The sequence below is a fragment of the Pantoea sp. nfd-35 genome (genome assembly GCF_056892255.1).
Window position 1 is genome coordinate 2,824,689 of the sequence record NZ_CP122403.1, and the last position, 24,200, is coordinate 2,848,888.

Annotated in this window: 26 protein-coding genes and 3 tRNA genes; 7 read left to right on the top strand and 22 right to left on the bottom strand. The window is 52.8% G+C overall.

Going from position 1 to position 24,200, the window contains the following annotated elements; translation table 11 throughout:
• The first annotated feature begins 6 nt into the window (after positions 1-6).
• Positions 7-1,167 (top strand): glycoside hydrolase family 1 protein, encoded by a 1,161-nt coding sequence (locus P9J57_RS13150; RefSeq protein ID WP_483279253.1) that lies wholly within the window; start codon positions 7-9, stop codon positions 1,165-1,167.
• On the opposite strand, the gene P9J57_RS13155 is transcribed toward P9J57_RS13150, so the two are convergent.
• The 6 genes from P9J57_RS13155 to P9J57_RS13180 all read right to left on the bottom strand — a co-directional run bounded on the left by P9J57_RS13155 (position 1,158) and on the right by P9J57_RS13180 (position 6,254).
• Complete coding sequence (locus P9J57_RS13155; RefSeq protein ID WP_014606151.1) at positions 1,158-1,331, bottom strand: hypothetical protein; 174 nt, start codon at positions 1,329-1,331, stop codon at positions 1,158-1,160. The genes P9J57_RS13150 and P9J57_RS13155 overlap by 10 nt on opposite strands.
• A gap of 32 nt (positions 1,332-1,363) precedes the next feature.
• The gene (locus P9J57_RS13160; RefSeq protein ID WP_014606152.1) at positions 1,364-1,507 is read right to left on the bottom strand and encodes a hypothetical protein; all 144 of its coding nucleotides are present in this window, start codon (positions 1,505-1,507) and stop codon (positions 1,364-1,366) included.
• A gap of 157 nt (positions 1,508-1,664) precedes the next feature.
• Positions 1,665-3,044 (bottom strand): efflux transporter outer membrane subunit, encoded by a 1,380-nt coding sequence (locus tag P9J57_RS13165; protein WP_013025316.1) that lies wholly within the window; start codon positions 3,042-3,044, stop codon positions 1,665-1,667.
• Positions 3,041-4,141: an HlyD family secretion protein gene (locus tag P9J57_RS13170; protein ID WP_442850087.1), complete on the bottom strand. Its 1,101-nt coding sequence runs from the start codon at positions 4,139-4,141 to the stop codon at positions 3,041-3,043. The genes P9J57_RS13165 and P9J57_RS13170 overlap by 4 nt, the downstream gene beginning before the upstream one ends.
• Positions 4,138-5,823 (bottom strand): MFS transporter, encoded by a 1,686-nt coding sequence (locus P9J57_RS13175; RefSeq protein WP_014606155.1) that lies wholly within the window; start codon positions 5,821-5,823, stop codon positions 4,138-4,140. Before P9J57_RS13175 ends, P9J57_RS13170 begins: the two co-directional genes overlap by 4 nt.
• 2 nt (positions 5,824-5,825) lie before the next feature.
• Positions 5,826-6,254, bottom strand: coding sequence for a MarR family winged helix-turn-helix transcriptional regulator (locus tag P9J57_RS13180; protein ID WP_013025313.1), 429 nt, complete (start codon positions 6,252-6,254; stop codon positions 5,826-5,828).
• Positions 6,255-6,408: 154 nt separating this feature from the next.
• Between P9J57_RS13180 and P9J57_RS13185 the strand changes: the two genes are divergently transcribed.
• The 4 genes from P9J57_RS13185 to P9J57_RS13200 all read left to right on the top strand — a co-directional run bounded on the left by P9J57_RS13185 (position 6,409) and on the right by P9J57_RS13200 (position 9,975).
• Positions 6,409-7,254 carry an AraC family transcriptional regulator gene (locus P9J57_RS13185; RefSeq protein ID WP_019105721.1) on the top strand — a complete coding sequence of 282 codons (846 nt, stop codon included), beginning with the start codon at positions 6,409-6,411 and terminating at the stop codon, positions 7,252-7,254.
• A gap of 42 nt (positions 7,255-7,296) precedes the next feature.
• Positions 7,297-7,704: a DUF2000 domain-containing protein gene (locus tag P9J57_RS13190; RefSeq protein WP_064373501.1), complete on the top strand. Its 408-nt coding sequence runs from the start codon at positions 7,297-7,299 to the stop codon at positions 7,702-7,704.
• A gap of 370 nt (positions 7,705-8,074) precedes the next feature.
• Positions 8,075-8,335 (top strand): biofilm/acid-resistance regulator YmgB/AriR, encoded by a 261-nt coding sequence (locus tag P9J57_RS13195; RefSeq protein ID WP_013025310.1) that lies wholly within the window; start codon positions 8,075-8,077, stop codon positions 8,333-8,335.
• 134 nt (positions 8,336-8,469) lie between these two features.
• A complete protein-coding gene (locus P9J57_RS13200; RefSeq protein WP_014606158.1) occupies positions 8,470-9,975 on the top strand; it encodes a SulP family inorganic anion transporter in 1,506 nt (501 codons plus the stop codon).
• Positions 9,976-10,011: 36 nt separating this feature from the next.
• Here the strand turns inward: P9J57_RS13200 and P9J57_RS13205 are convergent, their stop codons facing one another.
• From P9J57_RS13205 to uvrY, 10 genes are all read right to left on the bottom strand, one after another.
• On the bottom strand, positions 10,012-10,209 hold the full coding sequence (locus P9J57_RS13205; protein ID WP_013025308.1) for a DUF6404 family protein: 198 nt from the start codon (positions 10,207-10,209) through the stop codon (positions 10,012-10,014).
• A gap of 242 nt (positions 10,210-10,451) precedes the next feature.
• Positions 10,452-10,631, bottom strand: a complete 180-nt coding sequence (locus P9J57_RS13210) for a hypothetical protein (RefSeq protein ID WP_019105724.1) — start codon at positions 10,629-10,631, stop codon at positions 10,452-10,454.
• A 109-nt stretch (positions 10,632-10,740) separates the two neighbouring features.
• The gene (locus P9J57_RS13215) at positions 10,741-11,010 is read right to left on the bottom strand and encodes a YrhK family protein (protein WP_013025306.1); all 270 of its coding nucleotides are present in this window, start codon (positions 11,008-11,010) and stop codon (positions 10,741-10,743) included.
• A 739-nt stretch (positions 11,011-11,749) separates the two neighbouring features.
• The gene (locus tag P9J57_RS13220) at positions 11,750-11,956 is read right to left on the bottom strand and encodes a hypothetical protein (RefSeq protein ID WP_013025305.1); all 207 of its coding nucleotides are present in this window, start codon (positions 11,954-11,956) and stop codon (positions 11,750-11,752) included.
• Positions 11,957-12,378: 422 nt separating this feature from the next.
• Positions 12,379-12,465 (bottom strand) — tRNA-Leu (locus P9J57_RS13225).
• Between the two features lie 10 nt (positions 12,466-12,475).
• Positions 12,476-12,549: transfer RNA gene (locus tag P9J57_RS13230), tRNA-Cys, on the bottom strand.
• A gap of 40 nt (positions 12,550-12,589) precedes the next feature.
• Positions 12,590-12,665: transfer RNA gene (locus P9J57_RS13235), tRNA-Gly, on the bottom strand.
• A 191-nt stretch (positions 12,666-12,856) separates the two neighbouring features.
• On the bottom strand, positions 12,857-13,405 hold the full coding sequence (pgsA, locus tag P9J57_RS13240) for a CDP-diacylglycerol--glycerol-3-phosphate 3-phosphatidyltransferase (protein WP_006118776.1): 549 nt from the start codon (positions 13,403-13,405) through the stop codon (positions 12,857-12,859).
• Between the two features lie 68 nt (positions 13,406-13,473).
• Positions 13,474-15,306, bottom strand: a complete 1,833-nt coding sequence (uvrC, locus tag P9J57_RS13245; protein WP_022623613.1) for an excinuclease ABC subunit UvrC — start codon at positions 15,304-15,306, stop codon at positions 13,474-13,476.
• Positions 15,299-15,958 carry a UvrY/SirA/GacA family response regulator transcription factor gene (gene uvrY / locus P9J57_RS13250; protein ID WP_013025303.1) on the bottom strand — a complete coding sequence of 220 codons (660 nt, stop codon included), beginning with the start codon at positions 15,956-15,958 and terminating at the stop codon, positions 15,299-15,301. Before uvrY ends, uvrC begins: the two co-directional genes overlap by 8 nt.
• A 429-nt stretch (positions 15,959-16,387) precedes the next feature.
• Between uvrY and P9J57_RS13255 the strand changes: the two genes are divergently transcribed.
• On the top strand, positions 16,388-16,612 hold the full coding sequence (locus tag P9J57_RS13255; RefSeq protein WP_013025302.1) for a DUF2594 family protein: 225 nt from the start codon (positions 16,388-16,390) through the stop codon (positions 16,610-16,612).
• A gap of 33 nt (positions 16,613-16,645) precedes the next feature.
• Here the strand turns inward: P9J57_RS13255 and P9J57_RS13260 are convergent, their stop codons facing one another.
• The 3 genes from P9J57_RS13260 to P9J57_RS13270 all read right to left on the bottom strand — a co-directional run bounded on the left by P9J57_RS13260 (position 16,646) and on the right by P9J57_RS13270 (position 19,720).
• Positions 16,646-17,257, bottom strand: a complete 612-nt coding sequence (locus P9J57_RS13260; RefSeq protein WP_014606161.1) for an acyl-homoserine-lactone synthase — start codon at positions 17,255-17,257, stop codon at positions 16,646-16,648.
• 122 nt (positions 17,258-17,379) lie between these two features.
• Positions 17,380-18,102 (bottom strand): autoinducer binding domain-containing protein, encoded by a 723-nt coding sequence (locus tag P9J57_RS13265; RefSeq protein WP_013025300.1) that lies wholly within the window; start codon positions 18,100-18,102, stop codon positions 17,380-17,382.
• A 922-nt stretch (positions 18,103-19,024) separates the two neighbouring features.
• Entirely contained in the window at positions 19,025-19,720 is a 696-nt protein-coding gene (locus P9J57_RS13270; RefSeq protein WP_015700631.1) for an extensin-like domain-containing protein, read from the bottom strand.
• Positions 19,721-20,004: 284 nt separating this feature from the next.
• On the opposite strand from P9J57_RS13270, the gene cycA reads away from it, so the two are divergent.
• Positions 20,005-21,396 carry a D-serine/D-alanine/glycine transporter gene (cycA, locus tag P9J57_RS13275; RefSeq protein WP_013025298.1) on the top strand — a complete coding sequence of 464 codons (1,392 nt, stop codon included), beginning with the start codon at positions 20,005-20,007 and terminating at the stop codon, positions 21,394-21,396.
• Positions 21,397-21,438: 42 nt separating this feature from the next.
• Here the strand turns inward: cycA and P9J57_RS13280 are convergent, their stop codons facing one another.
• The 3 genes from P9J57_RS13280 to P9J57_RS13290 form a co-directional block, all read right to left on the bottom strand.
• Entirely contained in the window at positions 21,439-22,413 is a 975-nt protein-coding gene (locus P9J57_RS13280; protein WP_013025297.1) for a metal-dependent hydrolase, read from the bottom strand.
• Positions 22,414-22,460: 47 nt separating this feature from the next.
• Positions 22,461-23,096, bottom strand: a complete 636-nt coding sequence (rutR, locus tag P9J57_RS13285) for an HTH-type transcriptional regulator RutR (protein ID WP_014593360.1) — start codon at positions 23,094-23,096, stop codon at positions 22,461-22,463.
• 169 nt (positions 23,097-23,265) lie between these two features.
• Positions 23,266-24,180 carry a DMT family transporter gene (locus tag P9J57_RS13290; RefSeq protein WP_013025295.1) on the bottom strand — a complete coding sequence of 305 codons (915 nt, stop codon included), beginning with the start codon at positions 24,178-24,180 and terminating at the stop codon, positions 23,266-23,268.
• Positions 24,181-24,200 lie beyond the last annotated feature (20 nt).

The following is a 24,200-nucleotide window of genomic DNA, read 5'->3' on the forward strand; positions in this document are numbered from 1 at the left end:
AGGAATATGAGTCAATCGCCCTTAACTGACGACCGTTTACGCCATCATCCCCGCCTGTTTCAGAGCTTTTTTCAGGGCAGCTTCCCCTGTTCCACCGCCTGCCGCAAGCCGGGCAAACGGCTGGATATGGTGATCAGCAGCGGGCACGATATGCTGCTTAAAAAAGACTATGCGGCACTGGTCGATCTGCATCTGTTGACCGCGCGGGATGGTGCACGCTGGCACCTGATTGAAAAAACGCCTAACCAGTACGACTGGAGCAGTTTCCTGCCAATGGTCGAAGCGGCACGGGATAACCAGTTGCAGATCATCTGGGAACTGGCCCACTTTGGCTATCCCGATCATATTTCTGTCTGGAAAGCCGGGTTCGTCGACCACTTCGAACGTTATGCCCGGGAAATGGCGCGCATTATCCGCGATCAGGGCATTCAGCAGGCTTTTTTCACGCCCGTAAACCAGATCTCATTCTGGTCCTGGGCAGGCGCCGACGTGGCCTGGTTTAATCCCCATGCCAGTCAGCGTGGTAAAGAGCTTAAGCGGCAACTGGTTCGTGCTTCTCTGGCTGCCATGCAGGCAATTCGTGAGGTGATACCCGACGCCCGTTTTGTGCTGACCGATCCTTTGGTGCAGATTGCCCATCATCCCGATAACCCCGACAGTAAACCCGGGGCTGATGCACAGCATCAGGCGCAGTTTGAAGCCTGGGATATGTTAGCCGGACGTGTCGATAAAGAACTGGGCGGGCACGAAGATTTTCTGGATATTCTGGGCCTGAACTACTATCCGGATAACCACTGGTTCTTCCCCGATCGGCCAATGGACAGAGACGACCCGGTACGCGCCCCGCTCCATATTTTGCTGGCGCAATACTGGCAGCGTTACCAACGTCCCATGCTGATAGCCGAAACCGGTGCCGAAGGCGAAGCTCGCGCGCCCTGGCTACAGGAGGTCAGTGAAAACGTTGCCGTTGCCCTGGATCAGGGCATTGCGATGGAGGGCATTTCGCTCTATCCCGTGGTGGAGTACCCGGCATGGGCAGACGACAGGCGTTCTCCAGGGTCACTGCTGGGCCTCGCCGATCCCAATGGCAACCGCACCGTGCATGAGGACCTGGCACTGGTGCTGCGCAGTCAGCAGATAAAGTTCACTAAGCGCGATCAGAGCTGACGCGAGGGCGGTTTGGGATAACAGGTTTGCGTATCAAGGCGCTCCGGCGGCGAGGCAAGGCGGCTGTCGTTTAGCCACGTCACCACAAACAAGAAAGTGACACCGATCAGGCAAGCGGTCAGCAGGCCAATAATCGCAATCAGTTTATCATCTCTCGATTCCATCCCTCACTCCTTTCAGGTCCGGTTGATAAACACTAACTCATCCAAAGCGTGACGATCAAAACGAAAATAATCAGCGTGACCGAGGTTACTGCCAGCACCACAATCGCAAAGTGAGCATCGGCAAGGGGCTGAACCACAGGTTCATCGTGCTCTTCTGGTGGGCTGGGTAAAAGCATGCTCTTCCTGGTTAACGCGTGGCTCAAAGGTGCATTTGCGGGCTACAGTGTAGAGCAATCTTATTCAGGAATCCGTTATTTTACAAACCCGCCCTGATGGAGCGGCACGACCGGAATGTGCCGCCCTTCAGCCCCTGCCATACCGGCTAGTGCGGCGCTATTTCCCGGCAGACCAGCCGCCGCCCAGCGCGCGATACAGCTCAATTTGCGCCTGCAGTAGATTATTTTTGACCGTCACCAGGTTCAGTTGAGTCGCAAACAGGGTGCGCTGTGCATCCAGCTCGTCCAGATAAGAGGCATAACCGTTTTGGTAGCGTTCGGTCGCGATGCGCAACGCGTCGGCGACAAACTGTTCCTGTTGACGAAGCGCTTCCTGTTGCGCCTCGCCCTGGCGAATCGCATCCAGTGCATTATTCACCTCTGAAAAGGCGTTTCGCACCACTTTCTCATAGCTGTACAAAGCCTGATTACGCGAAGCCATGGAGACATCCACCTGCGCGGTTAACGCTTCACGATTGAGTAAGGGGGCCAGAATACTGCCGCCGACGCTCCACAGGCGGAAAGGATCGTCCACCAGCTGATGCAACACGGAACTCTGAAGCGTGCCTGAGGCAGTGAGGTTAATTCCCGGCAGCAGCTTCGCTTTGGATGACGCCAGCGTGGCATCGGCGGCCAGCAGTTGACGCTGTGCCTGCACGATATCAGGACGACGATTCAGCAGTGCAGACGGCAGTACGCCCGGCATAACCTGCGGCATGATAGCCGTGAACGCCCGATGGCGTGCGATTTCACGTGGATTCATCCCTACCAGGATGCTGAGCGCATTTTCCTGTTGCGCAATTTGATGCTGGAGTTGCGGAACCTGAGCTTTAGCGGACTGATACTCAGATGAAGCCTGCATCCACTCCAGCCGGGAGGTATATCCCGTTTCGAACTGGCGCTGCGCCAGTTTGAGCGAGTTGTGCCGCGTTGCCAGCGTAGCCTCGGTAACGCGCAGTTGCTCATCCAGCGCGCACAGCGTCATATAACCGGATGCCACCGAACTGGCGATGGTCAGCTCGGCTGCCGAGGCGGCGGCCTGCTGTGCCTCCAGCGTCGCCTGCGCCGCATCGATCGAACGGCTGCGCGCGCCCCACAAATCCACATTGTAGCTGGCCTGTAGCTGTCCCTGAAAAACCGAGGTGTCATTAGGCTGTCCCGTCGCCGCGGATAATGCGCGCTGACGCGTCGCCGCGACGCCGCCGCTGAGCGTCGGAAAATTGTCCCCTTCCGTTGCACGTAGCTGGGCCCGATACTGATCAACCCGTGAACGGGCGATCAGGATATCCGGATTATTACGCAACGCCTGATCCACCAGGCGATTCAGATCGGCGTCGCCAAAGGCCTGCCACCATGCGGCTTCCGGTGGCGCAGAAGGCCCAACCCGATCGCGCCACTGTGGGGGAATGGGCAAGGCGGACGGGGCTTTGTCGACCTGGGTGCTGCACCCTGCCAGCACGACCGCCAGCAGGGCAGCGGCTATACGCAAGCCCTTCATGGCGTATTCTCTCCCTCTCCGTTCACGTGTGCGGCCGTGTCAATGCTAACCTCAACCGACATCCCGGGACGCAGCTGTTGCTGGACCTCTTGCGCCACATCAATACGTACCGGAATACGCTGAGCGATTTTAACGAAGTTGCCGGTCGCATTGTCCGGCGATATGGCACTGAATTCTGAACCTGCAGCAGGTGAGAGATATTCAACGCGACCCTGGAAGGTTTTACCGTCCAGCGCATCCACACGAATCGTTACCGGCAGCCCCGGACGAATATGAGCCAGCTGCGTTTCTTTGTAGTTCGCGATAATCCACTTATGGTTGGGCACCACCGACGTCAGGCGCGTACCGGCCGTCACGTAGGCGCCTTTACGCACGGACAACTGTCCGAGTTGCCCTTCGTCAGGTGAGGTAATGCGCGTGTTGGCCAGATCGATTTCCGCCAGTTCCAGAGCGGCCTTCGCACTGGCCACGTCCCCTTCAAGCGAGGCACGGTTAACAATGACCGTTTGCAAGTTTTGCTGGGCCACCGCAACCTGCGCTTCCGCCTGATGCAGCTGAGCCAGCCCCTGCGCATTCGCCGCGCGCGCCGCATCGCGTTCGCGCACCGAGAGCGAACCGTCTGCGGCCAGATTTTCAACACGTTTTAGATCCAGACCGCTTTTCACCGCCTGGGCTTTGGCGTTTTCCAGCGCCGCTTTATTACTCTGAATCGTGGCCTGCGCGCTGAGGCGCTGCTGCTGATTATTATTGAGTGCAGCCTGCTTCATGGCCAGCTGCGCCTGCGCCTGGTGCACGCGCTGACGATAGATACGATCGTCAATGGTCATCAGTAACTGACCTTTTTTAACCGGCTGCAGGTCAACCACATCCACCTGGGTCAGATAACCATTTACCTGCGGGCTGATAAACGTGACCTGCCCGCGGACATAGGCATTTTCCGTGCTCTGAACGGAACTGGTGAAAGGCCAGAGCTGCCAGGCATACAGAATAACCAGCACGCCTGTCACCACAATACCGCTGCCTAAAGCAATCGAGAGAATACGACGGCGGTTGGCCCGATCGCGCTCTGCTGCCTGAAGTTCATCCTGTTGACTCATTGTTGCTCCGTTCGTTCTTGTGCGGCGGCAAGCTGACGCTGCTCTGCCAGATTGAAGGTGGCCTGTCGCCAGTCGAGATAGCGCCGACGCGTTAAGCGCCACAGCACCCACATCAGGGTAATCAGCGCCAGAGCCGCCGTCAGCAGATAGGTATCGTTATAGGCCAGTACGTTGGCCTGCAAGGTTGCGACTGACTGAAGCTGGCTGGTGCTTTGTGCACTAAGCAGGGCGCTGTCGCTGATCTGACTGGTAAACAGGGCGCCATATTGGCTAAGCCGTTCACTGACGTTGGGATCCAGTAACGATAATTGATCGCCAAGAAGACTGGAGTGATATTTTTCACGCCAGGTTTGAAAGGTGCCCAGAATCGCCGAGCCGATTAAGCCGCCCAGATTTTGGCTCATGCCAAACAACACCACAAAACTGACCAGATTTTTCGGCTGGGTCACCACGCTACCAATGCCCATCAGCATGGCGGGCGCCATAAAAAAGGCGCTGCCGAATCCCAGTAAAAACTGGCTTAAGTACATGTTGTTCGCGCGAGTAACCGGGCTGGATTGCGCGTCCATCAGTGAGGCGATGATCATCACGATGAGTGACACCACAATCGGCCAGTTGAGATGCGTTGGCTTAATGGTTAGCGCACTGGCAGCAATGCCGGCAATCACCCCGGCGATGATCGCCCAGGCTAAGCCGTGCAGCTGATCGTTTTGTAGGCCAATCTGCTGCAAAAAACCTATCGCACCGGTATTCTGCTCCGCCAGCACGATACGAATCATGATCATCACGATGCCCAGACGCACGATCATCCCGTTGCTGAGCCAGCGCGTATTGATCAGCGGATTGCGGCGGTTATGCTCGATCACGAAAGCCGTGACGATGAGCACCAACGCCAGCGCAGCACAAACGCCGAGCCAGGGCGTGCTAAACCACCATTCAATTCGGCCAAGTGACAGTACGCCGCACAGCAGTGCCATGCCCGGTGCCAGCAGCATAAAGGTGACGAAATCCATCTTCTCAAACGCCTTAATACGATCGCCCGGCGGCAGCTTAACCACTAACACCGCGCCCAACGCAATCAGCGCTAACCCCAGCTCAAACAGATAAAGCCCGCGCCACTCCTCAAGCTGGAGCAACTCGCTGGAAAAGAGTCGGGCCAGCGGAATCGCCAACTGCGAAACGGTAAGGCCAATAACCAGGGCCTTCAGGCGATGTTTCGCCGGCCACGCCTGCACCTGATAATAGATCCCCAGCGAGCTCAGGGCAGCGCCCACCATGCCATGGGCGGTGCGTACGATAATCGCCGAACTGAGATCGTTGGCAAAGAGATGGAAAAAGGCGACTAAGACATAAAGTACAAGAAAGGCTTCGGTGAAAACCCGCAGTCCAAACTGCTGACGAAATTTCACCAGCAGCAGGTTGATGGAGATATTCCCCATCACATATACCGCCGGTAGCCAGGCGATTTCATTGGAGTAAGCGGCAAAGGTTCCTTGCAGATTCGTGAGGTTCGCACTGACCAGCGCGTTGCTCAGTGCACCGGTCAGGGAGATCAGCAGGCCAATCAGCCCAAACGCAATGCGTTTAGGCGTTGAGTGCAGCGGCGTCGAAGGCGACCCCGGCAGCATAGGTTTTTCATGTGGCAACCATTCACGCGCAGCGTAGGGATTGCGCCGGGCCATAATTACATCGTTCCCATTCGGGTCAGCAGTGTCTCTAAAATTCGCTCAACCACCGCGAGCTCCTGAGGATCGATATCAGCCAGCAGCTCAGCACGTAAGGCATCCGCGTGGGTTTTAACGTTGGCGAACGCGTCATTCCCTTTTTCGGTCAGCACCAGGTGACGTTTGCGGCGATCTTCGGCTGGCTGCACGCGCGTCAGTAAATCCTGCTTCACCAGACGATCCACCAGCGGCACCATACTGGCATCCTCAAGCCCCATCCGTTGCGCCAGTTCCGTTTGCGTAAGCCGCTGAGGTTCGCTGGCAATAAGCCCAATCGCCATCCAACTGCTGGTACTTAAGCCACTGTCTTTCAAGTGACGATCGACGGCCAGACGCCAGGCATGAGCAGTAAGATGGAGCAAGTGCGTAAAGGTACGGGTAGATGACATTTAAATAGCAACCTAATGATTAGAGTTCTAATTAGTTGAATAAGTTATTATACGCAAAGCAAATTGCGAATGAAAAGTGTCTGCTCTGTTAAATACTGGATAATCGCGGCAGAATGTCCAGGTTGATACTGTCGTAAAAGTTTCGTGGAGTAAAATGCGTGTGAAAGACTCAACAGACAGCTGGGTGGATTTGCGTCGCGACCCAAACAGCGGTATTGAATCTCTGCGGGCGCATTTTACCGGTCATGCCTACGATCCTCACTGGCATGACAGCTATTTAATTGGTGTGACTGAGCAAGGCGTACAGCAGTTCCATTCCCGACGTCAGCGTCATCACAGCCGCCCCGGCACCGTCTTCATGTTAGAACCTGAAGAACTGCATGACGGCGATGCCGTTGATGCCCAGGGTTTTACCTACCGTATGCTGTATCTTTCGCCTCACCAGCTACATCAGCAGCTTGCGCCAGCCTGTCTTGATGGACTCCCCTGCGGAGAGCTACGCTTTGCCAGCACGCTGAAAGACGATGGTCAACTCTCCTGGGCGGTCTGGCACGCGTTTGACGCTTTCTGGCACGATCATCCCCGGCTCATTAAAGATGCAGCGCTGGATCGCTTATTCCAGCAACTCCGTTATTCTCCCGTCTTGCGCGGCGCCCGGGCAGAGACAGCACCGTCGCTGGCGCATCAGGCGCGCGACTGGTTGATGGCTTATCATGCGGAGAATCCCGGCATTGCCGAGCTGGCGCAGGCGCTCAACGTCGATCGGTTTCGCCTCTCCCGGCTGTTTCAAAAACAATGGGGCCTGCCGCCGCACGCCTGGTTAGTGCAGTGGCGCCTGAGCCAGGCGCGCCGTCGGCTGGCCATCGGTGAATCGCCCGCACAGGTTGCAGCCGAGCTGGGTTTCGCCGACCAGAGCCATCTGGGGCGCTGGTTCAAACGCGCCTGCCAACTGACGCCCGCGCGTTACCAGCAACTGTGCACAAATCTTCCAGACGCCTGAGCTGAGCCTTGCCACAATGGCTTTTTGCCTCAGGAGATGAAAATGACAGAACCACGATGTGTAATGATATTGAACAGCGCGTTACCCGCTGGCAAAGCAACCAATGCCGCAGCCGTTATCGCCCTGACCGTGGGTCAGCGGCACCCTTCCCTTGCAGGCAAAGCCCTTGAGGATGCCGCCACCCGGCGCTTTCCCGGCCTGATTCCGGTAGGCATCCCCGTGCTGGCCGCTGATGCACAGCAGCTCAGCGCATTATGGCCGCAGGCTGAGCAGGCGGAATGCGATATTGTGGTGTTTCCGGAAGAAGGTCAGTCGACGACAGACTATGGCGCCTTTACTGCCGCCATGAAGACACAATCGGCATCGGAATGGCGTCTACTGGGCATGGCTATCGTCGGGGACAAGAAGAAGGTCCGTAAACTCACCGCGAAACTTCACCTGTTTGCTTAACCTGCTGTGAATCGTGCTGCTCACGCGCCGATTTTTCAACTTGTACACATTTCCCTGTACAGATTAACGGCAAATAATTTACCTAAAATGCTGATTGTTAATCATTAGCATTTTTTGCTTAATAATTTACTTGTACAATCAAAGTTACATTGTATAACTTTACAGCCAACGAGTTGTGATCACGACTCTGTAACGAATGATGCATCTGCGTCGCCTCTGAAGGTGTAATGGATTTCCACCCTCAGAGGTTTCTTTTTTGATTATCTCGACCTGTTTACGGCGTTGGGTTCCATTGTATTTTATGCGATGGCTTTTAGGTCTGTTTGTCCTGCTGTCCGCCCGGGTAGCTGGCTATTTGAAAGGCTAACACATGCAAAACACACTGCCCCAAACTGATAAAGAGATTGCTGACTACTTTACCGTTGCTGGTAACAAGCCTGACAGTGATATGGAAATTCTTGGACTGGTGGTTGCAGAAATTCTGCAGTCAGGCATGGCTGTGAATAACAAAGCGATAATTTCTAAGCTGATTCATCGTCTTGAACTGGAAAGTGACGAAGTTTCACTGGATGTTTATCGTCACCTGCTGGAGATGGTGGTGTATAAAACCCCTGACGACTTAACGGTATAGTCCTTTCTCCATGGATGGAGTCATTTCGCTTTCTCTGGCTTCTTCGTTTATCCATCGGTAACATCTGCCCCTCACCATATCCAGTCCTCCTTGCCTTTCGCGCAAGATATGAATAAAAGAGCCTGCACAACATTATGATTCAACAAAACGATGTCGCCACGACCGCCGTTGTGGAAAACGATATCAGTGTGGGGCGCGTACTGCGCTCGCCTGCACTGCTTACCCGAGAATGTCTGGCTGGCGTCATTACGGCCCTGGCACTGATTCCTGAAGTGATCTCTTTCTCTGTTATCGCGGGCGTCGATCCCAAAGTCAGCCTGGTCGCCTCTGTTGTACTTTGCCTGACGCTGTCCATTCTTGGCGGACGGCCGGCCATGGTGACGGCGGCGGCGGGTTCGGTGGCGCTGGTGATTGGCCCGATGGTACATGCCCATGGCGTGGCCTACATTCTGCCTGCGGTCGTGATGGCCGGACTGATTCAGATTCTGTTTGGTGTCACCGGCATGTCACGGGCGATGCGCTATATCCCACGTTCGGTGATGATCGGCTTTGTGAATGCGCTTGGCGTGTTGATTTTCTTTGCTCAGGTTCCCCACGTCTGGGGTCAGTCGCCTGTAGTATGGGCTCTGTTCGCACTCACTCTGGCGATTGTGCTGCTGTTGCCCCGAGTGCTTAAAAGTGTTCCTTCCCCTCTGGTCGCCATTATCGTTGTGACCGGCGTGGCGCTGCTGATGGGTTACCGGGTACCGGATGTGGGGGATGAAGGTCCGATGAGTGCCGGCTTACCTGACTTTACGGCCTTAGCCGTACCGCTCGATCGCCACACGCTGCAAATCGTCTGGCCCACGGCGCTCAGCATTGCGTTTGTCGGGCTGATGGAATCGCTGCTGACCGCCAAATTAGTTGATGATCTTACGGACACGCCTTCCAGCAAACGGCGCGAATCCTGGGGGCTGGGCATAGGCAATATTTTTGCTGGCTTTTACGGCGGCATCGCCGGCTGCGCCATGATTGGCCAGACCATTGTCAACGTAGAACTCGGCAAAGCGCGCAGTCGGGTATCAACGATTGCGGCGGGCCTGGTCCTGCTGCTTCTCGTCACCGGCCTGAGCCACATTATGGCGAAGATCCCTATGGTTGTTCTGGCCGGAATCATGATGGTGGTCGCCGTCAAGACGGTAAACTGGCACAGCCTGCAACCGGCAACCCTGAAACGTATGCCCTGGTCAGAAACGCTGGTGATGGTGCTGACGGTAGGCATTACGGTACTCACCGGTAATCTCGCGCTTGGGGTACTGGCCGGGGTTATCGTTGCGATGATGTTATTTGCACGCCGCGTTGCGCATGTCATTCATGCCGAAAGGCAGCTAAGCGAAGACGGGCAGTCGGTGCGTTACACCGTGCGCGGGCCGCTGTTTTTTGCCAGCAGCAACGATTTGTTTGAGCACTTTGATTACGCGCAGGATCCGAAATCCGTCATTATCGACCTCACCCACGCGCAAATCTGGGATGCCTCCAGCGTCGCCGCGCTGGATGGAATCGAATATCGCTACCAGCGCTATGGTACGCACGTGACCATAGAAGGACTGGATCTGCGCAGCAGTGATTTCCATCGCCGCTTGACCGGTAATCTGAGCTGAGTCACTGGCCTGCTGCCTGAGCGCAGCAGGCAGAAGTCAGGCTTGCTGGCGGCGGGCTTTGTAGCGGGCCACCATGGTGATGAGTGCCTGGTATAGCAACCCGGCATACAGGCTCATTAAAATGGCCAGTCCAATCTCTTTGCCCTGCGCCTGCCATGACATAAACCACATGAAGACGCCCCACAGAACCGAAAAAATCAGCCAGCCGCGGACGAATTTCAAAATGCCATTCATAACATTACTCCTCTACATTGATGCGCTACCTTAACCGGAGTGAAGACAAAAAGCCGAATCATCATCGTGAGATGAGAAGTATCTCAAAAAACAAACAAATGGCCTTCCTCGCTTCGCTTTTCCCCTTCGCCACCCTATTTTTAGTTACGGGTGTCTACAATTAGCTTACTGTTAATTTCATAAGGGAAATAGCATGAATCGTCGTCTGACCTTTTTAGCCGCTGCTTTTGTCGTTTCCACGCTCAGCGCCTGCGCACCGCCGCCGCCAGGTCCGGGTTGCGGCGCGCCACCGCCGCCGCACGATCGTCGTCCACCACCACCGCCTCCACCGCCAGGACAGGCTTTAGCGCCACCACCTCCTCGGGCTGACGCCCCTCCTCCGCCCCCTCCACCCGCAACCGGCGAACAACCGCCTCCGCCACCGGCTCGCACCTGGTAACGTTTTAGCAGCGATGTTAAGTCTGACCGCCTTACAGCCGGGCCGCAGAATAGCGGCCGGGCTGACTCATCTGAACCACCTATCTCAGGCTGTCACCGCGAAGTGGCAGGGCGAGAGCGATAAACACGTTTGACATGAATAAGCTCTGCCAGGGTTATCGCCGGGCGTAACAGAAGTTGAAGGCTGCCGACCACAAATAACCAGGTACCGCCAGTCATTAGCGAATCAAAGAAAAAAAGAACGCTTCCTGTCAAAAACCATATCGCGATAAAGAGATCGTTCAGTGCCCCAAGGGCCCGGTAGCGGCGCGCTATGATGATGTGGTCTGAACCGAAATCGATTTCTGCTTGATGTCCGGGCACGGCTTGTCCTTGTCAGTTTGGTCGGTATGTATTGACAAGGTTAGTGCACTGAAAGGGGTAAGTACGCCTTTGTTGATTTAAGATCGCGATGACAGGAAAGCATTCTGTGCCAGAGCGAACAGTCGGTTGTTTTCATTTCGAAAGACGCGCGCCAACGCCACTTAACGGATCGCTGGCAACACTCTGGTTTAATGTTAAAAACAAGATTCGAAGCTTAGCTCGTTGTTTTAGCGAAGCGCGTAAATTCATGCTTGCGCTGTAAAGGCATCTGTTGAAACACTTTTGTATTTCACGGCGCAAGAGGCCGTGAAGGCATGGCAGGGATACGCATTCGGAAGAGAGATTTTGGGCACACCGATGGATGAAGAGGACGGGCGAAATCACTATCAGAAACAGGCTCTGCAAAGCGCGTAACTTAGAAAGCAAATGGTTGAAATATAAATATTTTATAAAATAATCTCGTCAACCTGGTTTTATTCTTACTCATGCCTGAAGGTTTCTTCTTTCCGGCCGATAATCAAAATGTAATCGATAGTACCTTATCTTTATAGCCCTGTTCGCTATGCCCACATCCGAGTGGGCTTTTTTATATCTGACACAGGCATATCGTGCCTTTTATCGATCAAATCTCATTCAGTTGTATCTAAAAAGCACGATCACTGTATGCTTCCACAGTCAGTCAAAATTGACTGCTGGATTTTCCCTTGTAACAGTTTCTGCCTGTGTAACGCAGGCCTTTTTAATTTACTGCCTTCCCTGCCCTGACAAACTCCGCCGCCATTCTGTAAACCTCCGCCTGAAGTGGATTCGTCTCCTCTTTCATCCAGTCTTCAAGTATTTCAGCAAGCTCTAAATCAAAAAAACCTTCTTTTACATCAAGCAGTTCCAGCACGGCTTTACCGATTGCGGTAAAGATAATATAGGGCCGTTCATCATCGTCGTCCATGTGAGCCTAAGTTGTGAAACGGAAATTCAGCATAGCACATAAAATGAGCAATTAATTTTATTCCTGCGGTTGAAGGCTTCCCTGCTCTTTTGGCTGTTGCCCATCAAGCTCAAACGCTAGCGCTGATGCCGCTGACTACAGCCTGCACGCATCTGTTTTCCTTTTCAGTTCGTGAACGACCTGGCCTTGAGTTTTCGACGCGGGCCTGAAGCTGAGGGATGCCAAAATGCAGGTTTATGCAAGTCAGGAGAGTACGAGGATAAGGATGGGCTGACGGTCCGTGATGAAAGATGGCAGCAAAAAATGTCATCGCCAATTCATCGCCATTTCATCGCCACTGCCGAATGTCAGATACAAAAAAACCGCCCAAAGAGGCGGCTTAAACGACATTGCTACTGATTGATTTTATTGGTGTTTCAATATGGTGCCCGGGGCGGGACTTGAACCCGCACGACCTTGCGATCGAGGGATTTTAAATCCCTTGTGTCTACCGATTTCACCACCCGGGCGAGGTATAACTGGAGGCGCGTCCCGGAGTCGAACCGAGGTACACGGATTTGCAATCCGCTGCATAGCCACTCTGCCAACGCGCCTTAAACTTGTCTGCTGCCAGGTTATCCTGACCTGCTAATTTGGAGCGGGAAACGAGACTCGAACTCGCGACCCCGACCTTGGCAAGGTCGTGCTCTACCAACTGAGCTATTCCCGCATCATCTTACCGTTCAGTTTACTGCCTGCTGAAGGGCTCGATATTTAATGCACTTCATCGAACTTACTGATTTTTCTTAGCTTCTGCAGCTGTGCTGCCGTTCGATGCGATGCATTCTACTGAGATGACGCGATGAGTCAATAAAATTATCCCCACAATGCGTCCGTTTGCTGCTTTTTAAATCGTATCGATCACGGTTCGAGCAAATCCCCGCGCGCCGCGCTCAGATACTGAAACATCGACCAGAAAGTCAGCACTGCCGCAATGTATAACGCAACGACACCCACGCCAACAACCATGCTGTCCGGACGCCACAACAAGGCAAAAAGTGAGAACATCTGTGCCGTTGTTTTTACTTTACCAATCCAGGAAACGGCAACACTGCTGCGTTTGCCGATTTCAGCCATCCATTCGCGCAGCGCGGAAATAATAATTTCTCGTGCAATCATCGTTGCGGCTGGCAGCGTGATCCACCAGGCATGAAAGTACTCCGCAACCAATACCAGGGCAATTGCCACCATGACTTTATCGGCAACAGGATCGAGGAAAGCGCCAAAGCGGGTTGTCTGCTTCCAGCGACGCGCCAGAAAGCCGTCGAACCAGTCGGTTACGGCTGCCACAACAAAGATCAACGCGGTAACAAATGGCGCCCAGTGGAACGGCAGATAGAAAGCCAGCACAAAGAACGGAATAAGAACGACGCGAAACAGGGTAAGACAGGTCGGAATGTTAAATTGCATATGCTGGTAACTGTCTGGATTGGGTGGTGTTTAACGTATGTTCCTACATTGCCCACCCTGTTTCAATGCTAGTGTTTCAACGAGTAGTAGATTTTTTCCGCCAAAGCATGGGATATGCCAGGGACATTCGCGATCTCTTCCACCGATGCATTCATCAGCGGTTGCAGGCCCCCCATGTACTTAAGCAGCTGCTGGCGTCGTTTTGGCCCCACACCTTCAATGCTTTCCAGAGCACTGGTATTTTTCACTTTGGCCCGCTTTTTACGGTGCCCTGAAATAGCATGATTGTGAGCATCATCACGAATATGCTGAATCACGTGCAGCGCTGGTGCATCAGGCGACAGGGAAATCCCCTCGCCCTCCGCCTCGAAAAACAGCGTTTCAAGACCGGCTTTGCGATCGGTGCCTTTTGCTACGCCCAGTAAAATGGGACGTGATTTATCCCAGCTCACGTCCAGTTCGGCAAAAACCTGCTTTGCCTGAGCCAATTGGCCTTTACCGCCGTCGATCAAAATGACATCGGGGATCTTCTCTTCCTCAATCGCTTTTCCATAACGGCGACGCAGCACCTGATTCATCGCTGCATAATCATCACCAGGCGTGATGCCGGCAATGTTATAGCGGCGATAATCGGCACGGAGGGGACCGTTTTGATCGAACACGACACAGGACGCGATGGTCTGCTCTCCCATGGTATGGCTGATATCAAAACACTCCATTCGGGTGATCTTATCCAACTCCAGAAACTCGGCTAACGCAGTGAGACGCTGATGAATGGTCGAGTGCTGAGACAGACGGGTTTTTAATGCCGAACCGGCATTGGTTCGTGCCAGTTTGAGATAGCGCGCGCGATCACCACGAGGTTTACTTTGAATATTCACCCGACGCCCGGCTAATTCGGTCAGCGACTCAGACAGCAGTTCGCGCTCAGGTAAGGTGAAATCCAGCAAAATTTCACCGGGCAGCGTCCGCATTTCGCTACCCTGCAAATAAAACTGCCCCACAAAGGTTTGCACGACTTCCGCCAGATCGGTATCGGCGGGCACCTTTGGAAAATAGCTTCGGCTTCCCAACACTTTACCCTGACGGATAAACAGCACGTGTAAACAGGCCATACCGGCATCGTAGGCCACGCCAATCACATCCAGGTCGTCGCCCTGATTAGACACAAACTGTTTTTCGGTGACGCGCCTGACGGCCTGGATCTGGTCGCGCAGGCGTGCCGCTTCTTCAAACCGCAGGGCATGACTTGCATCTTCCATACGGCGGACCAGTAAATTCAGCACCTGATCATCCTTACCCGCCAGAAACAGCCGCACGTAATCCGTTTGCTGTGCGTACTCTTCCTCACTCACCAGCCCGGCAACACAGGGACCCAGGCAGCGGCCAATCTGGTATTGCAGGCAGGGGCGCGTACGGTTGCGATACACGCTGTTCTCGCATTGACGGATAGGAAACACTTTTTGCAGCAGCGCCAGCGTTTCTCGTACCGCGTAGCCATTGGGGAACGGGCCGAAATATTCGCCTTTCGCGTGTTTCGCGCCCCGATGCATCGCCAGGCGAGGATGAACATCGCTGCTGAGAAAAATGTAGGGGTAGGATTTATCGTCGCGCAACAGAACGTTGTAGCGCGGTTGATAAAGCTTGATGTAATTGTGCTCAAGCAACAACGCTTCGGTTTCAGTATGGGTTACGGTGACATCGATGTGATGGATGTTACTCACCAGCGCTTCGGTTTTTCGGCTGCCAACGTTCGTACGAAAATAGCTCGTAAGCCGCTTTTTCAGATCTTTGGCTTTGCCGACATAGATAACCGTTCCGGAAGCGTCATACATCCGGTATACGCCGGGTTCACTGGTGACCGTACTCAGATAGATTTTGGGATTAAAGAGGTCACTCACTACTTATTAACGGCTCCGCATTATACAGGCCATGTCTGATGGCCAGATGCGTTAACTCTACATCGCCACTGATATTCAGTTTGCTGAACATCCGGTAACGGTAGCTGTTAACGGTTTTAGGACTGAGATTAAGCTGCTCGGAAATTTCCGTCACCTTTTGCCCCTTGGTGATCATCAGCATAATCTGCAATTCCCTTTCCGACAAACAGCTGAAGGGAGATTCGGCTTTTTGTGGCTCAATCTGGCTAAGCGCCATTTGTTGAGCGATGTCCGATGCAATGTAGCGCTGCCCGGCGTTGACCGAGCGAATCGCGTTTACCACTTCCTGTGGCGCTGCGCCCTTACTGAGATAACCTGCGGCACCAGCCTGCATGACTTTTGCCGGCAGGGGGTTTTCAGTATGGATAGTCAGCATGATGATTTTGATATCAGGGTTGTAGCGCACGATTTTTCGCGTCGCCTCCAGCCCGCCGATGCCCGGCATGTTCATATCCATTAAAATGACATCAACCTGATTAGCACGGCACCACTTAACGGCATCTTCACCACAACAGGCTTCGCCAGCGATCACCAGACCTTTAATATCTTCGAGAATACGGCGGATACCGGCACGTACCAGTTCATGGTCATCGACAAGAAGGACAGTGATCAACGCGAAGCACTCCGCAGCTAATAAAGAGGTAGCATTTAACGATTGCGAGCGGCAATCATACCCGTTTTTGCATTAAAAGCACATATACAAAGTCGTGGGAGGAGAGCTTTCAATGATTTATATCAATGCAAATCCTGGGTTATTGGAAAGCGCATCCCAAAAAACAGCTACTGCAATGGGATTTTTAAAAAAATAGTCTTTTCATAAAGTTAAAAAAAAAATAGCGTCTCAATTAATCATATTCCTGACATTGCTGTCTGTTTTTTTGACCTGACCATTCCTGCACGTGATTAATAAATTTAACTGAACAAAGTAAGGCGGGAACGCCTGCTGTCGTGATGCACTCAGCAAGCGTAATCCCCTGTGGTATACTCTCGGATTGCTGTGCGTACCGAATAAGAGACGACGTTAACCACCAAGGAGAAATTCATGAGCGATGAAGATTTCGCGACCTCGCAGGAAACGCAAAAATTATCTGATGAAGTGGCTTGCCTGAAGATGATGATCACACTGATTCTGAAAGGAATGGGCCAGGCCGATGCGGGCAAAGTGATCATTAACATGGAACGCTACGTCAAAACCCTGGGCGACATGCCGCAGGCGGAAGTGTTCAGCAACACGATCAAGCAAATCAAAGCGGCTTATCGTCAGTAACGCTAAGATGCCCCCGTCACCGGGGGCATAAACTCAACCGTGCGGGTGCCAGTTAACCGAGACGCCCAACGAAGGCAGAACCTCCTCCGGGCTGAAGCGACGTGCACCACGGTATTTTTCTGCCAGTGCTGGCTGGCTGACGGGAATACGGATGGCAAACAGGTTATCTTCCGACTGAATCAGTCCGGGCGTTAAGGGCTGATAGACGACCTGATGCTGCTCGAACATCTTTTCCAGCATCGGCGTGGCCGAGCTGATAATAAATTCAATACCGTTAATTTCGGCCAGTTGAACAGCATGCCAGAGAATCGTAAGTGGCAACTCAGGATCGACCTCCAGCCGCGCTGAGAAACGCGACATTTCCCAGACTTTTTCGTGGTTGAACGGTAAAACGATACCTTCCGTTTGCTCGGGTTCAGTCCAGGGCATTAATCGCGCACAGCCACTGATACCATTGCGTACACTCCATGCGATCAACCAGGTTACATCAGAGCGATCAAAACGATCGTACTCTTGCCCAGGCGTGCTCAGACGCGGCGGAATCGACCAACCTTCACCCCGTGCAAACACGCTATAACGGTAACTGCCAAGCTCGGCAAGCAAGGAAGATGGCATATCCTTTAACTGCGTTTGAACTATTTTCATCATGCGCCTCTGACATCCCCATGTTTGCAATGATTTCTTTGCGCCTGCCCAGGAGCGCATTAGCGCAGGGTAGACAAGTGACCTCAACGAGGGAACTACTAAAGTTGGCAGTTGCTTTTCATTTAAATCAGTCCAATTGCTGCGGCGTAGCATGCAATTTGAGTTTTATTAGAAACATTAAAACGTTTTTTCATATTTTTTTGGTAAAAATTTACGGTGTGCTCAGAAATCGACAAAATAAGTGAAATTTCTTGTGACGTTTTGCCTTCAGCAGTCCATCTCAAAATTTCGAGCTCACGCTGACTAAAATCATTTCCCTGGACCATCAGTGCTTCATCATTCAGGCGTTCGAGTAAGGACAGGCTTTGCTCAGCCAAAAAATGCAGCTTTACCTCGAGCTCAACTCGCCGGCTGCCAGTAATAAAGGGACGCTTTGATCCTATAGATAATATACCAACGGCGCGATTTGATGCCATTGCAGAACACGAAAATCCGCTCAGGAGCCCAAAATTACACGCATCCTGCCACATTTCTTTTGCCGAGCTAAACAGCTCAGGCGTCCACTCAACCCCTTTTCCTGAGCGCAGGCAAAGCTGCAACACGGGATCGATCGCATAATAATTCTGCTCTTTATAACGTTTAATCCATAATTTAGGATAAGTGTCATGTAAATAAACACGTGGTCGGGTAAAAGGAACGCGGTGCTGGATAAAAAAAGCGAAATAATCGAAACCCAGTGACTGGATATAATCCTGCAGGAGCCCCTTTAATTGTTGGGTCGTCGCCAGTGCCTGAAAATGATTTTCAGTCTCAGTCCGCCAGGAAAAATAATCTTCACTTGTCATATTGCCTCAACTTCCACTACGTGCTTGATATCTTTGCATCAGAAATGAATTTACCCTGTGTCAGCACATCAAAAAAAGCTTTATTTTCATTTGGTTTTCAGGACCCGTTACGGGCAAAATGCCAAAACCAGGGATAAAAGAATGCTGCTGGCAATTCAGGCAACGCGTGATGGGCAGAATAATAGGATTTTTCTTATATTTTTTCAATCTTTAAACGCAGCCAGCATTGAAAAATAATACTAAAGAAGTTGCGGTCCGCAACTTATTATTTTCCTGGATGACCCATTTGATACCCGCAACGGGTCAATGTACACCTTTTATGCATCATCATTGCTGATTAAACGTTCAAGGCAAAGCCTAAAAAAGAACATGCTGCAGTATCGCTGACATCAAATGTGGCGTTATTCAAACCTCCGGGTAACATGATCTCTGCCGAAAACGCGTCCCTTACCGCGCCTGGAGCCCTACTCTTTTGGCTCTGCTCAAGCGTGATGCACGACCTTAAGTGAAACGCGTGACGCAAAGAGAATGTCTTTTCCCTGATAAGAAAGAAGCTGTTCATATTGTTGCCCCAGGATAAAATATCAGACATGAATTAACTTAACATATTGTCTGAGCGGGGGTAAAATACAGCCTGTAAAAAAAAATCAATAACGTATTTAATAAGAAAAAAATATCACAATAAAATATCGGAATGTTAATAAAATTAAAACACGGCAACGACCTCAGAATTCATTATCCCACATGCATTAAATAACGTCTATTCGCTGAAAGGCACAACGCCACACATAAAAAAGGTTGCATACCCGGATATAACGTTAATAAAAAAAACGAAGCCTGAAAAACCGAAATAGTCGCATATTTTTTATGCTGGATAATAAGAAATAAAAACCCCGTAATTACCCTCAGCGCTGTCCTGTTACTATCTGCAATAACCTGCCCCACGCATGCCAAAATGAAAATGTGTTGCATGTGCAGTATTATAATCTGGTCCAAGCGCATTACCAAAAAAGTGACAACCTGTTCGCCACAATCCGTGAAGTAATAGCGCTTTCTCTTCAGGTTGCTGCCAGTGTTGACTGACCACCAGCCGCTGACCATTGGCCAGACGATAGGCCGTTATATCCCAGGCGTCAGCAGTGGCATGTTCGCTTAGTCGCCCCTGAGTTCGGTGATAGATATTACGACAGGCATAACTGCCAACATGCTCAATGCCCACCAGCCGGGTGCCCGACTGCTGAAGAATCTGCTGACTGCTGTGAACCACATACAGGGTGGCCGCAACGGCCATGGGACAGCTGGCCAGAAAGCTGCTGCTGAGTGATACTGCGCCCATTTTTTGCACTCTCAGCGGCTGAGCCAGCGGACACTGGCCGGCGATGGCTGGTTGCTGGCTGAAACTCACCTGTCCCGCCTGCTCTGCCCGACGCATGACGTCAAGACAGGCGGCAGGATCATTTTGCAGACGCTTGATTTTCAGCCGCGTCATCCAGCCTGGCGGATCGGTCACCGAGAGAGGCGTGAACGGATTAAACTGCGGGGGTAAGTGCTGTTTCAGCCAGGGCAAACTCATCCACCCCAGCCCGGTCACGATAATAAGCAGGACAAGCGTGCGCATAATGCCTCTGATGTGAAACAACCAATAATGAGGAAGTGTAGAAGCGCCGTGCGTTGTCTGCCCCGGAGATAACACAAGGTGATGAAATATTACCTAATCTGACGTAAAAACCACCTGCTGGAAGCAAAAATGCTCTTTTGATGAGTATGTTGTCTGATATTGTTAAAAAATGATTACCGTTTTTATCCTTACTTCCTCTATCTTATGCCCAATTGTTTCAGACACTCAGTCATCCTCAACAGCCATCAGAGCTGACACAACATCAAGACAGGAAAGACAATTTCATGGTTGATCACTCTCACCACACGCAGAGCCCGCAAGGCTCAGACACATTGCGGCGTAATCTGCATAACCGGCATATCCAGCTCATCGCTATCGGCGGCGCTATCGGAACGGGTCTGTTTATGGGCTCGGGAAAAACCATTAGTCTGGCCGGCCCGTCCATCATTTTCGTCTATATGATCATCGGATTTATGCTGTTTTTCGTCATGCGCGCAATGGGCGAATTGCTGCTGTCGAATCTGGAATACAAATCCTTTAGCGATTTTGCGGCCGACTTACTTGGGCCGTGGGCGGGCTACTTCACCGGTTGGACATACTGGTTCTGTTGGGTGGTCACCGGTATCGCCGACGTGGTGGCTATCAGCGCCTACTTCCAGCTCTGGTTTCCGGGGTTCTCCATCTGGATGAGTGCGCTGTTGTGCGTCTTTGTCTTTTTGGCGTTGAATATCGCCACGGTGAAGATGTTCGGTGAGATGGAATTCTGGTTCGCCATCATCAAAATTGTGGCGATTGTCGCCTTAATTGTGACCGGAATCGTGTTGGTTTCACTCCACTATCCTTCTCCCGGTGGCGGTACCGCAGCCCTGAGTAATATCTGGGATCACGGCGGTATGTTTCCCAAAGGACTGAGCGGATTTTTTGCCGGGTTTCAGATCGCTGTGTTTGCCTTTGTCGGCATTGAGCTGGTCGGTACGGCCGCCGCCGAAACACAGGATCCGCACAAGGTCTTACCGCGCGCCATTAACGCGATTCCCTTGCGCGTCATTATGTTTTATGTCCTGGCCCTGATGGTAATCATGTCTGTCACGCCCTGGACAGAAGTGATGGCCGATCGCAGTCCGTTCGTTGAGATGTTTGTTTTAATTGGTCTTCCGGCGGCGGCAAGTATCGTGAACTTCGTGGTATTAACATCTGCCGCCTCATCGGCTAACAGCGGCATTTTCTCGACCAGTCGCATGCTGTATGGCTTATCACAGCAGGGCGTTGCCAGCCGGGCTTTTGGGCGGTTATCTGCGCGCGCCGTTCCCACGACCGGCCTGTTCTTCTCCTGCTTCTGTTTGCTGTGCGGCGTAGCGCTGATTTACCTGATTCCGGATGTGATGACCGTCTTTACTCTGGTCACCACGGTTTCGGCCATTCTGTTTATGTTCGTCTGGACCATCATCCTGTGCAGCTATCTGGCCTATCGCAAAAAATTTCCGGAACGCCATGCGGCATCTAACTTTAAAATGCCGTTGGGTAAATTCATGTGTTGGGTTTGTATGGCCTTCTTCGTGTTTATCCTCGTCCTGCTCACGCTACAGGAGGATACACGTCAGGCATTAATGGTGACGCCATTATGGTTTATCCTGCTGGCCATCGGCTGGCAGCTGCGTAAACGCACGCGCCGTTAATCCCCAGCATGAAGAAAGCCCGACAAAAGTCGGGCTTTTTTTTTATAACTGCTCAGCAATATGGCTGAACGTGCGCTTCAACGTGCGCCCGGCGGACGGGAGGCGCTGCGGCCGGGCATCCGGACGCTGTGCCGTTCCCAAACCAAAGGTGAAGGTGTAGCGGTCATCGTCGCCCATACGCAAATCGGCGATGGTGATCTGTCCATCGCGCTCACTCATGGCATAAAAGCCGTGGCTGAACCAGGCAATCCGCTCGGCAAACCAGTTCCCCTTGAATGATGCAAATAATTCAGGATGACGGGGCCGCCAGGTCACCGTAACGGGACGCCGCGGCGACAGCAAAGACCAGTAAGCTTCCCCATAACGATCGGGCGTGATAATGACGCTACGCCAGACAAGGGTATTTAGCGCCGTGGGCGTGACCAGCACCTTGTTTGTTGCAATGCCCTGCTGTTCAAGTGACTGTTTGATCTGCCCGTCCGCGACCTGCTGAATCAGCACGCTCCAGACGAGATAGGCCGAGCTCAATGCCAGTCCCGCGCGGTTCCAGCGCAATCCCCGATCGCTGCGACGCCACAACGCCACCGCTAAGCCAACGAGCAGCGGTAAGGTATAAAGCGGATCGACAATATATATGCTGCCGATCGCGTAAGGATGATCGGTAAGCGGTAATCCCAGTTGCGTGCCATATACCGTCATCAGATCGAGAAGAGGATGGGTGATCAGCGCCAGCCAGATGGCGGGCCACCAGGCCGTCCATGCTGGCCCGGCACGACAAAGCCGTGCAACCAGCCAGGCCACTAAGGGGGAAAGCAGCGTCAGATAAAGCAGCGCATGGCTTTCGGTTCGGTGCAGCGTCATATTGCGGATAGCATCACCGTGATCGAGAAAGACATCAAGATCCGGCAACGTTCCGCAGGCCGCGCCGATAATGGCGGCCTGCCAGGCCGGAACACGGCGGCCCATCACCGCCAGGGTTACTGACGCGCCCAGTACGCATTGTGAAACAGAATCCATCAGCCCGCTCCAGTGTTTATTCCTGTATTCAGTATGGCCTTGTTCTTTTAACGCACCCGAATACCTTCAATAATAATGCGCTGAACGTTCTCTACCGTTTCTTCAAAAAACAGCGGATTAGTGAGCCTGTTTCCCGTAATGGCTTCAACCTGACTGGCAAAATCGGCGTAGTGCTGCGTGGTTGCCCAGAGCATAAAAATCAGGTGTTGGGGCTGAATACCCGCCAGCCGTCCTTCGGCTATCCAGCGCTGTATAATCGCTGTTTTATCATCCATAAGTTGTTTTAAATCCCCCGCCAGTTCACCTTTCAACAGGGGCGCCCCCTGGAGCATTTCCAGGCAAAACAGCCTTGATGCCTGCGGATGGTCCCGCGAGACTTCAAGTTTTAGGCGGATATAGTGCCGAATGGCTCTCAAAGGATCCTGATCGTGGCTCAGTGCACGCAGGGGCGCCAGCCAGACATCCAGGATCTCTTTCAACACGGCAATATAGAGCGCTTCTTTGGAAGGATAGTAGTACAGCAAATTCGTTTTAGAGACACCGGCGCGGTCAGCGACTTTTTCCAGCCGCGTACCGTGGATGCCAAACTGGGAAAAAAAGCTCAGCGCGGCCTCCAGAATAGCCGCCCGTTTGGCAGCGACGGCCACTGAGCGGCGCGTGGGCACTGATTGTTCCTTTTTCATAGGGTTCCCCTCGCCTGACACTGTGTATCACAGCAAGCTCATGAATTTGCCACGTGATAACAGTGAAGGTTTAAACGCTGCGGTAATGTCAGTAACACGCACAACGACAACATCTCTCTCAGAACAGGCGCAATAACCGACTCGCGCCTTCGCGTCATCCTTTTGACCTTCATTCGTCCCGCGAAGAGGCTGAGGGTATCGCTTTGCGGCGCTTCAGACGCAGTTCACTGATAATCACGCCGCAGACGATAAAAGCGCCACCGAGTATCGCGGCTGCCGGCAAACGTTCGCCGGCGATGCGCCCGACCACGCCCGCCCATACCGGCTCTCCGGCGTAAATAACCGTTGCCCGCGTGGGCGACACGCTGCGTTGTGCCCAGTTCATCGTCACCTGGATAAGCGCACTGGCGGCACCCAGACCTAATGCGCTGAGCAATAACGGCGTCGACAGGGCAGGCAACGTTTCCCCGTTGGGAAGCATAAAGCAGAAGGCACAGAGTGAAGCGACGGTAAGCTGTATAAAGGTCACACGACGAACATCAACATGACCGGCAAATCGGCTGATAAGAATAATTTCGCCCGCAATCGCCAGGGTACTGATTAGCGTGGCAATCTCACCCTGATTGAGCACCACCCTTCCGTCCTGCGGCCCCGCAACCAGTATTAAGCCGCAAAACGCCAGTAAGATACCCAGCCATGCCATTAACGGAGGTGGACGCCGTAGGAACAGCCATTGTAAAAGCGGCACAACCGGAACATATAAGGCGGTCAGAAAGGCCGACTGGCTGCTGGAGATGGTCTGCATTCCCCATGTCTGCAGACCGTAACCCGCGGCAATGGTCAGGCCGATAAGCGTTCCCGCCTTTATTTCAGTCCAGCTGATTGCGGCAAGGTAACGGCGAAAAAAGAGCGCCAGCAGGATGGCCGCAGTGGCAAACCGCACCCCAACAAAGAAAAACGGGCCTGAGTGCTGCATCGCCCGATGTACCACTAAAAACGTCCCGCCCCAGATCATCGTAATGAAAATAAGTACCCATTCCTGACGCGTTATACGCACGGTCAGTCTGCGCGTCGTAGTCGACATAGTTCACCTGCCTGATTGAT

Excerpts from the sequence above, each read along its gene's own strand:
- P9J57_RS13150 (WP_483279253.1), top strand. The coding sequence starts at position 7 with ATGAGTCAATCGCCCTTAACTGACGACCGTTTACGCCATCATCCCCGC.
- P9J57_RS13155 (WP_014606151.1), bottom strand. The coding sequence starts at position 1,331 with ATGGAATCGAGAGATGATAAACTGATTGCGATTATTGGCCTGCTGACC.
- P9J57_RS13160 (WP_014606152.1), bottom strand. The coding sequence starts at position 1,507 with ATGCTTTTACCCAGCCCACCAGAAGAGCACGATGAACCTGTGGTTCAG.
- P9J57_RS13165 (WP_013025316.1), bottom strand. The coding sequence starts at position 3,044 with ATGAAGGGCTTGCGTATAGCCGCTGCCCTGCTGGCGGTCGTGCTGGCA.
- P9J57_RS13170 (WP_442850087.1), bottom strand. The coding sequence starts at position 4,141 with ATGAGTCAACAGGATGAACTTCAGGCAGCAGAGCGCGATCGGGCCAAC.
- P9J57_RS13175 (WP_014606155.1), bottom strand. The coding sequence starts at position 5,823 with ATGGCCCGGCGCAATCCCTACGCTGCGCGTGAATGGTTGCCACATGAA.
- P9J57_RS13180 (WP_013025313.1), bottom strand. The coding sequence starts at position 6,254 with ATGTCATCTACCCGTACCTTTACGCACTTGCTCCATCTTACTGCTCAT.
- P9J57_RS13185 (WP_019105721.1), top strand. The coding sequence starts at position 6,409 with ATGCGTGTGAAAGACTCAACAGACAGCTGGGTGGATTTGCGTCGCGAC.
- P9J57_RS13190 (WP_064373501.1), top strand. The coding sequence starts at position 7,297 with ATGACAGAACCACGATGTGTAATGATATTGAACAGCGCGTTACCCGCT.
- P9J57_RS13195 (WP_013025310.1), top strand. The coding sequence starts at position 8,075 with ATGCAAAACACACTGCCCCAAACTGATAAAGAGATTGCTGACTACTTT.
- P9J57_RS13200 (WP_014606158.1), top strand. The coding sequence starts at position 8,470 with ATGATTCAACAAAACGATGTCGCCACGACCGCCGTTGTGGAAAACGAT.
- P9J57_RS13205 (WP_013025308.1), bottom strand. The coding sequence starts at position 10,209 with ATGAATGGCATTTTGAAATTCGTCCGCGGCTGGCTGATTTTTTCGGTT.
- P9J57_RS13220 (WP_013025305.1), bottom strand. The coding sequence starts at position 11,956 with ATGGACGACGATGATGAACGGCCCTATATTATCTTTACCGCAATCGGT.
- pgsA (WP_006118776.1), bottom strand. The coding sequence starts at position 13,405 with ATGCAATTTAACATTCCGACCTGTCTTACCCTGTTTCGCGTCGTTCTT.
- P9J57_RS13255 (WP_013025302.1), top strand. The coding sequence starts at position 16,388 with ATGAGCGATGAAGATTTCGCGACCTCGCAGGAAACGCAAAAATTATCT.
- P9J57_RS13260 (WP_014606161.1), bottom strand. The coding sequence starts at position 17,257 with ATGAAAATAGTTCAAACGCAGTTAAAGGATATGCCATCTTCCTTGCTT.
- P9J57_RS13265 (WP_013025300.1), bottom strand. The coding sequence starts at position 18,102 with ATGACAAGTGAAGATTATTTTTCCTGGCGGACTGAGACTGAAAATCAT.
- P9J57_RS13270 (WP_015700631.1), bottom strand. The coding sequence starts at position 19,720 with ATGCGCACGCTTGTCCTGCTTATTATCGTGACCGGGCTGGGGTGGATG.
- cycA (WP_013025298.1), top strand. The coding sequence starts at position 20,005 with ATGGTTGATCACTCTCACCACACGCAGAGCCCGCAAGGCTCAGACACA.
- P9J57_RS13280 (WP_013025297.1), bottom strand. The coding sequence starts at position 22,413 with ATGGATTCTGTTTCACAATGCGTACTGGGCGCGTCAGTAACCCTGGCG.
- rutR (WP_014593360.1), bottom strand. The coding sequence starts at position 23,096 with ATGAAAAAGGAACAATCAGTGCCCACGCGCCGCTCAGTGGCCGTCGCT.
- P9J57_RS13290 (WP_013025295.1), bottom strand. The coding sequence starts at position 24,180 with ATGTCGACTACGACGCGCAGACTGACCGTGCGTATAACGCGTCAGGAA.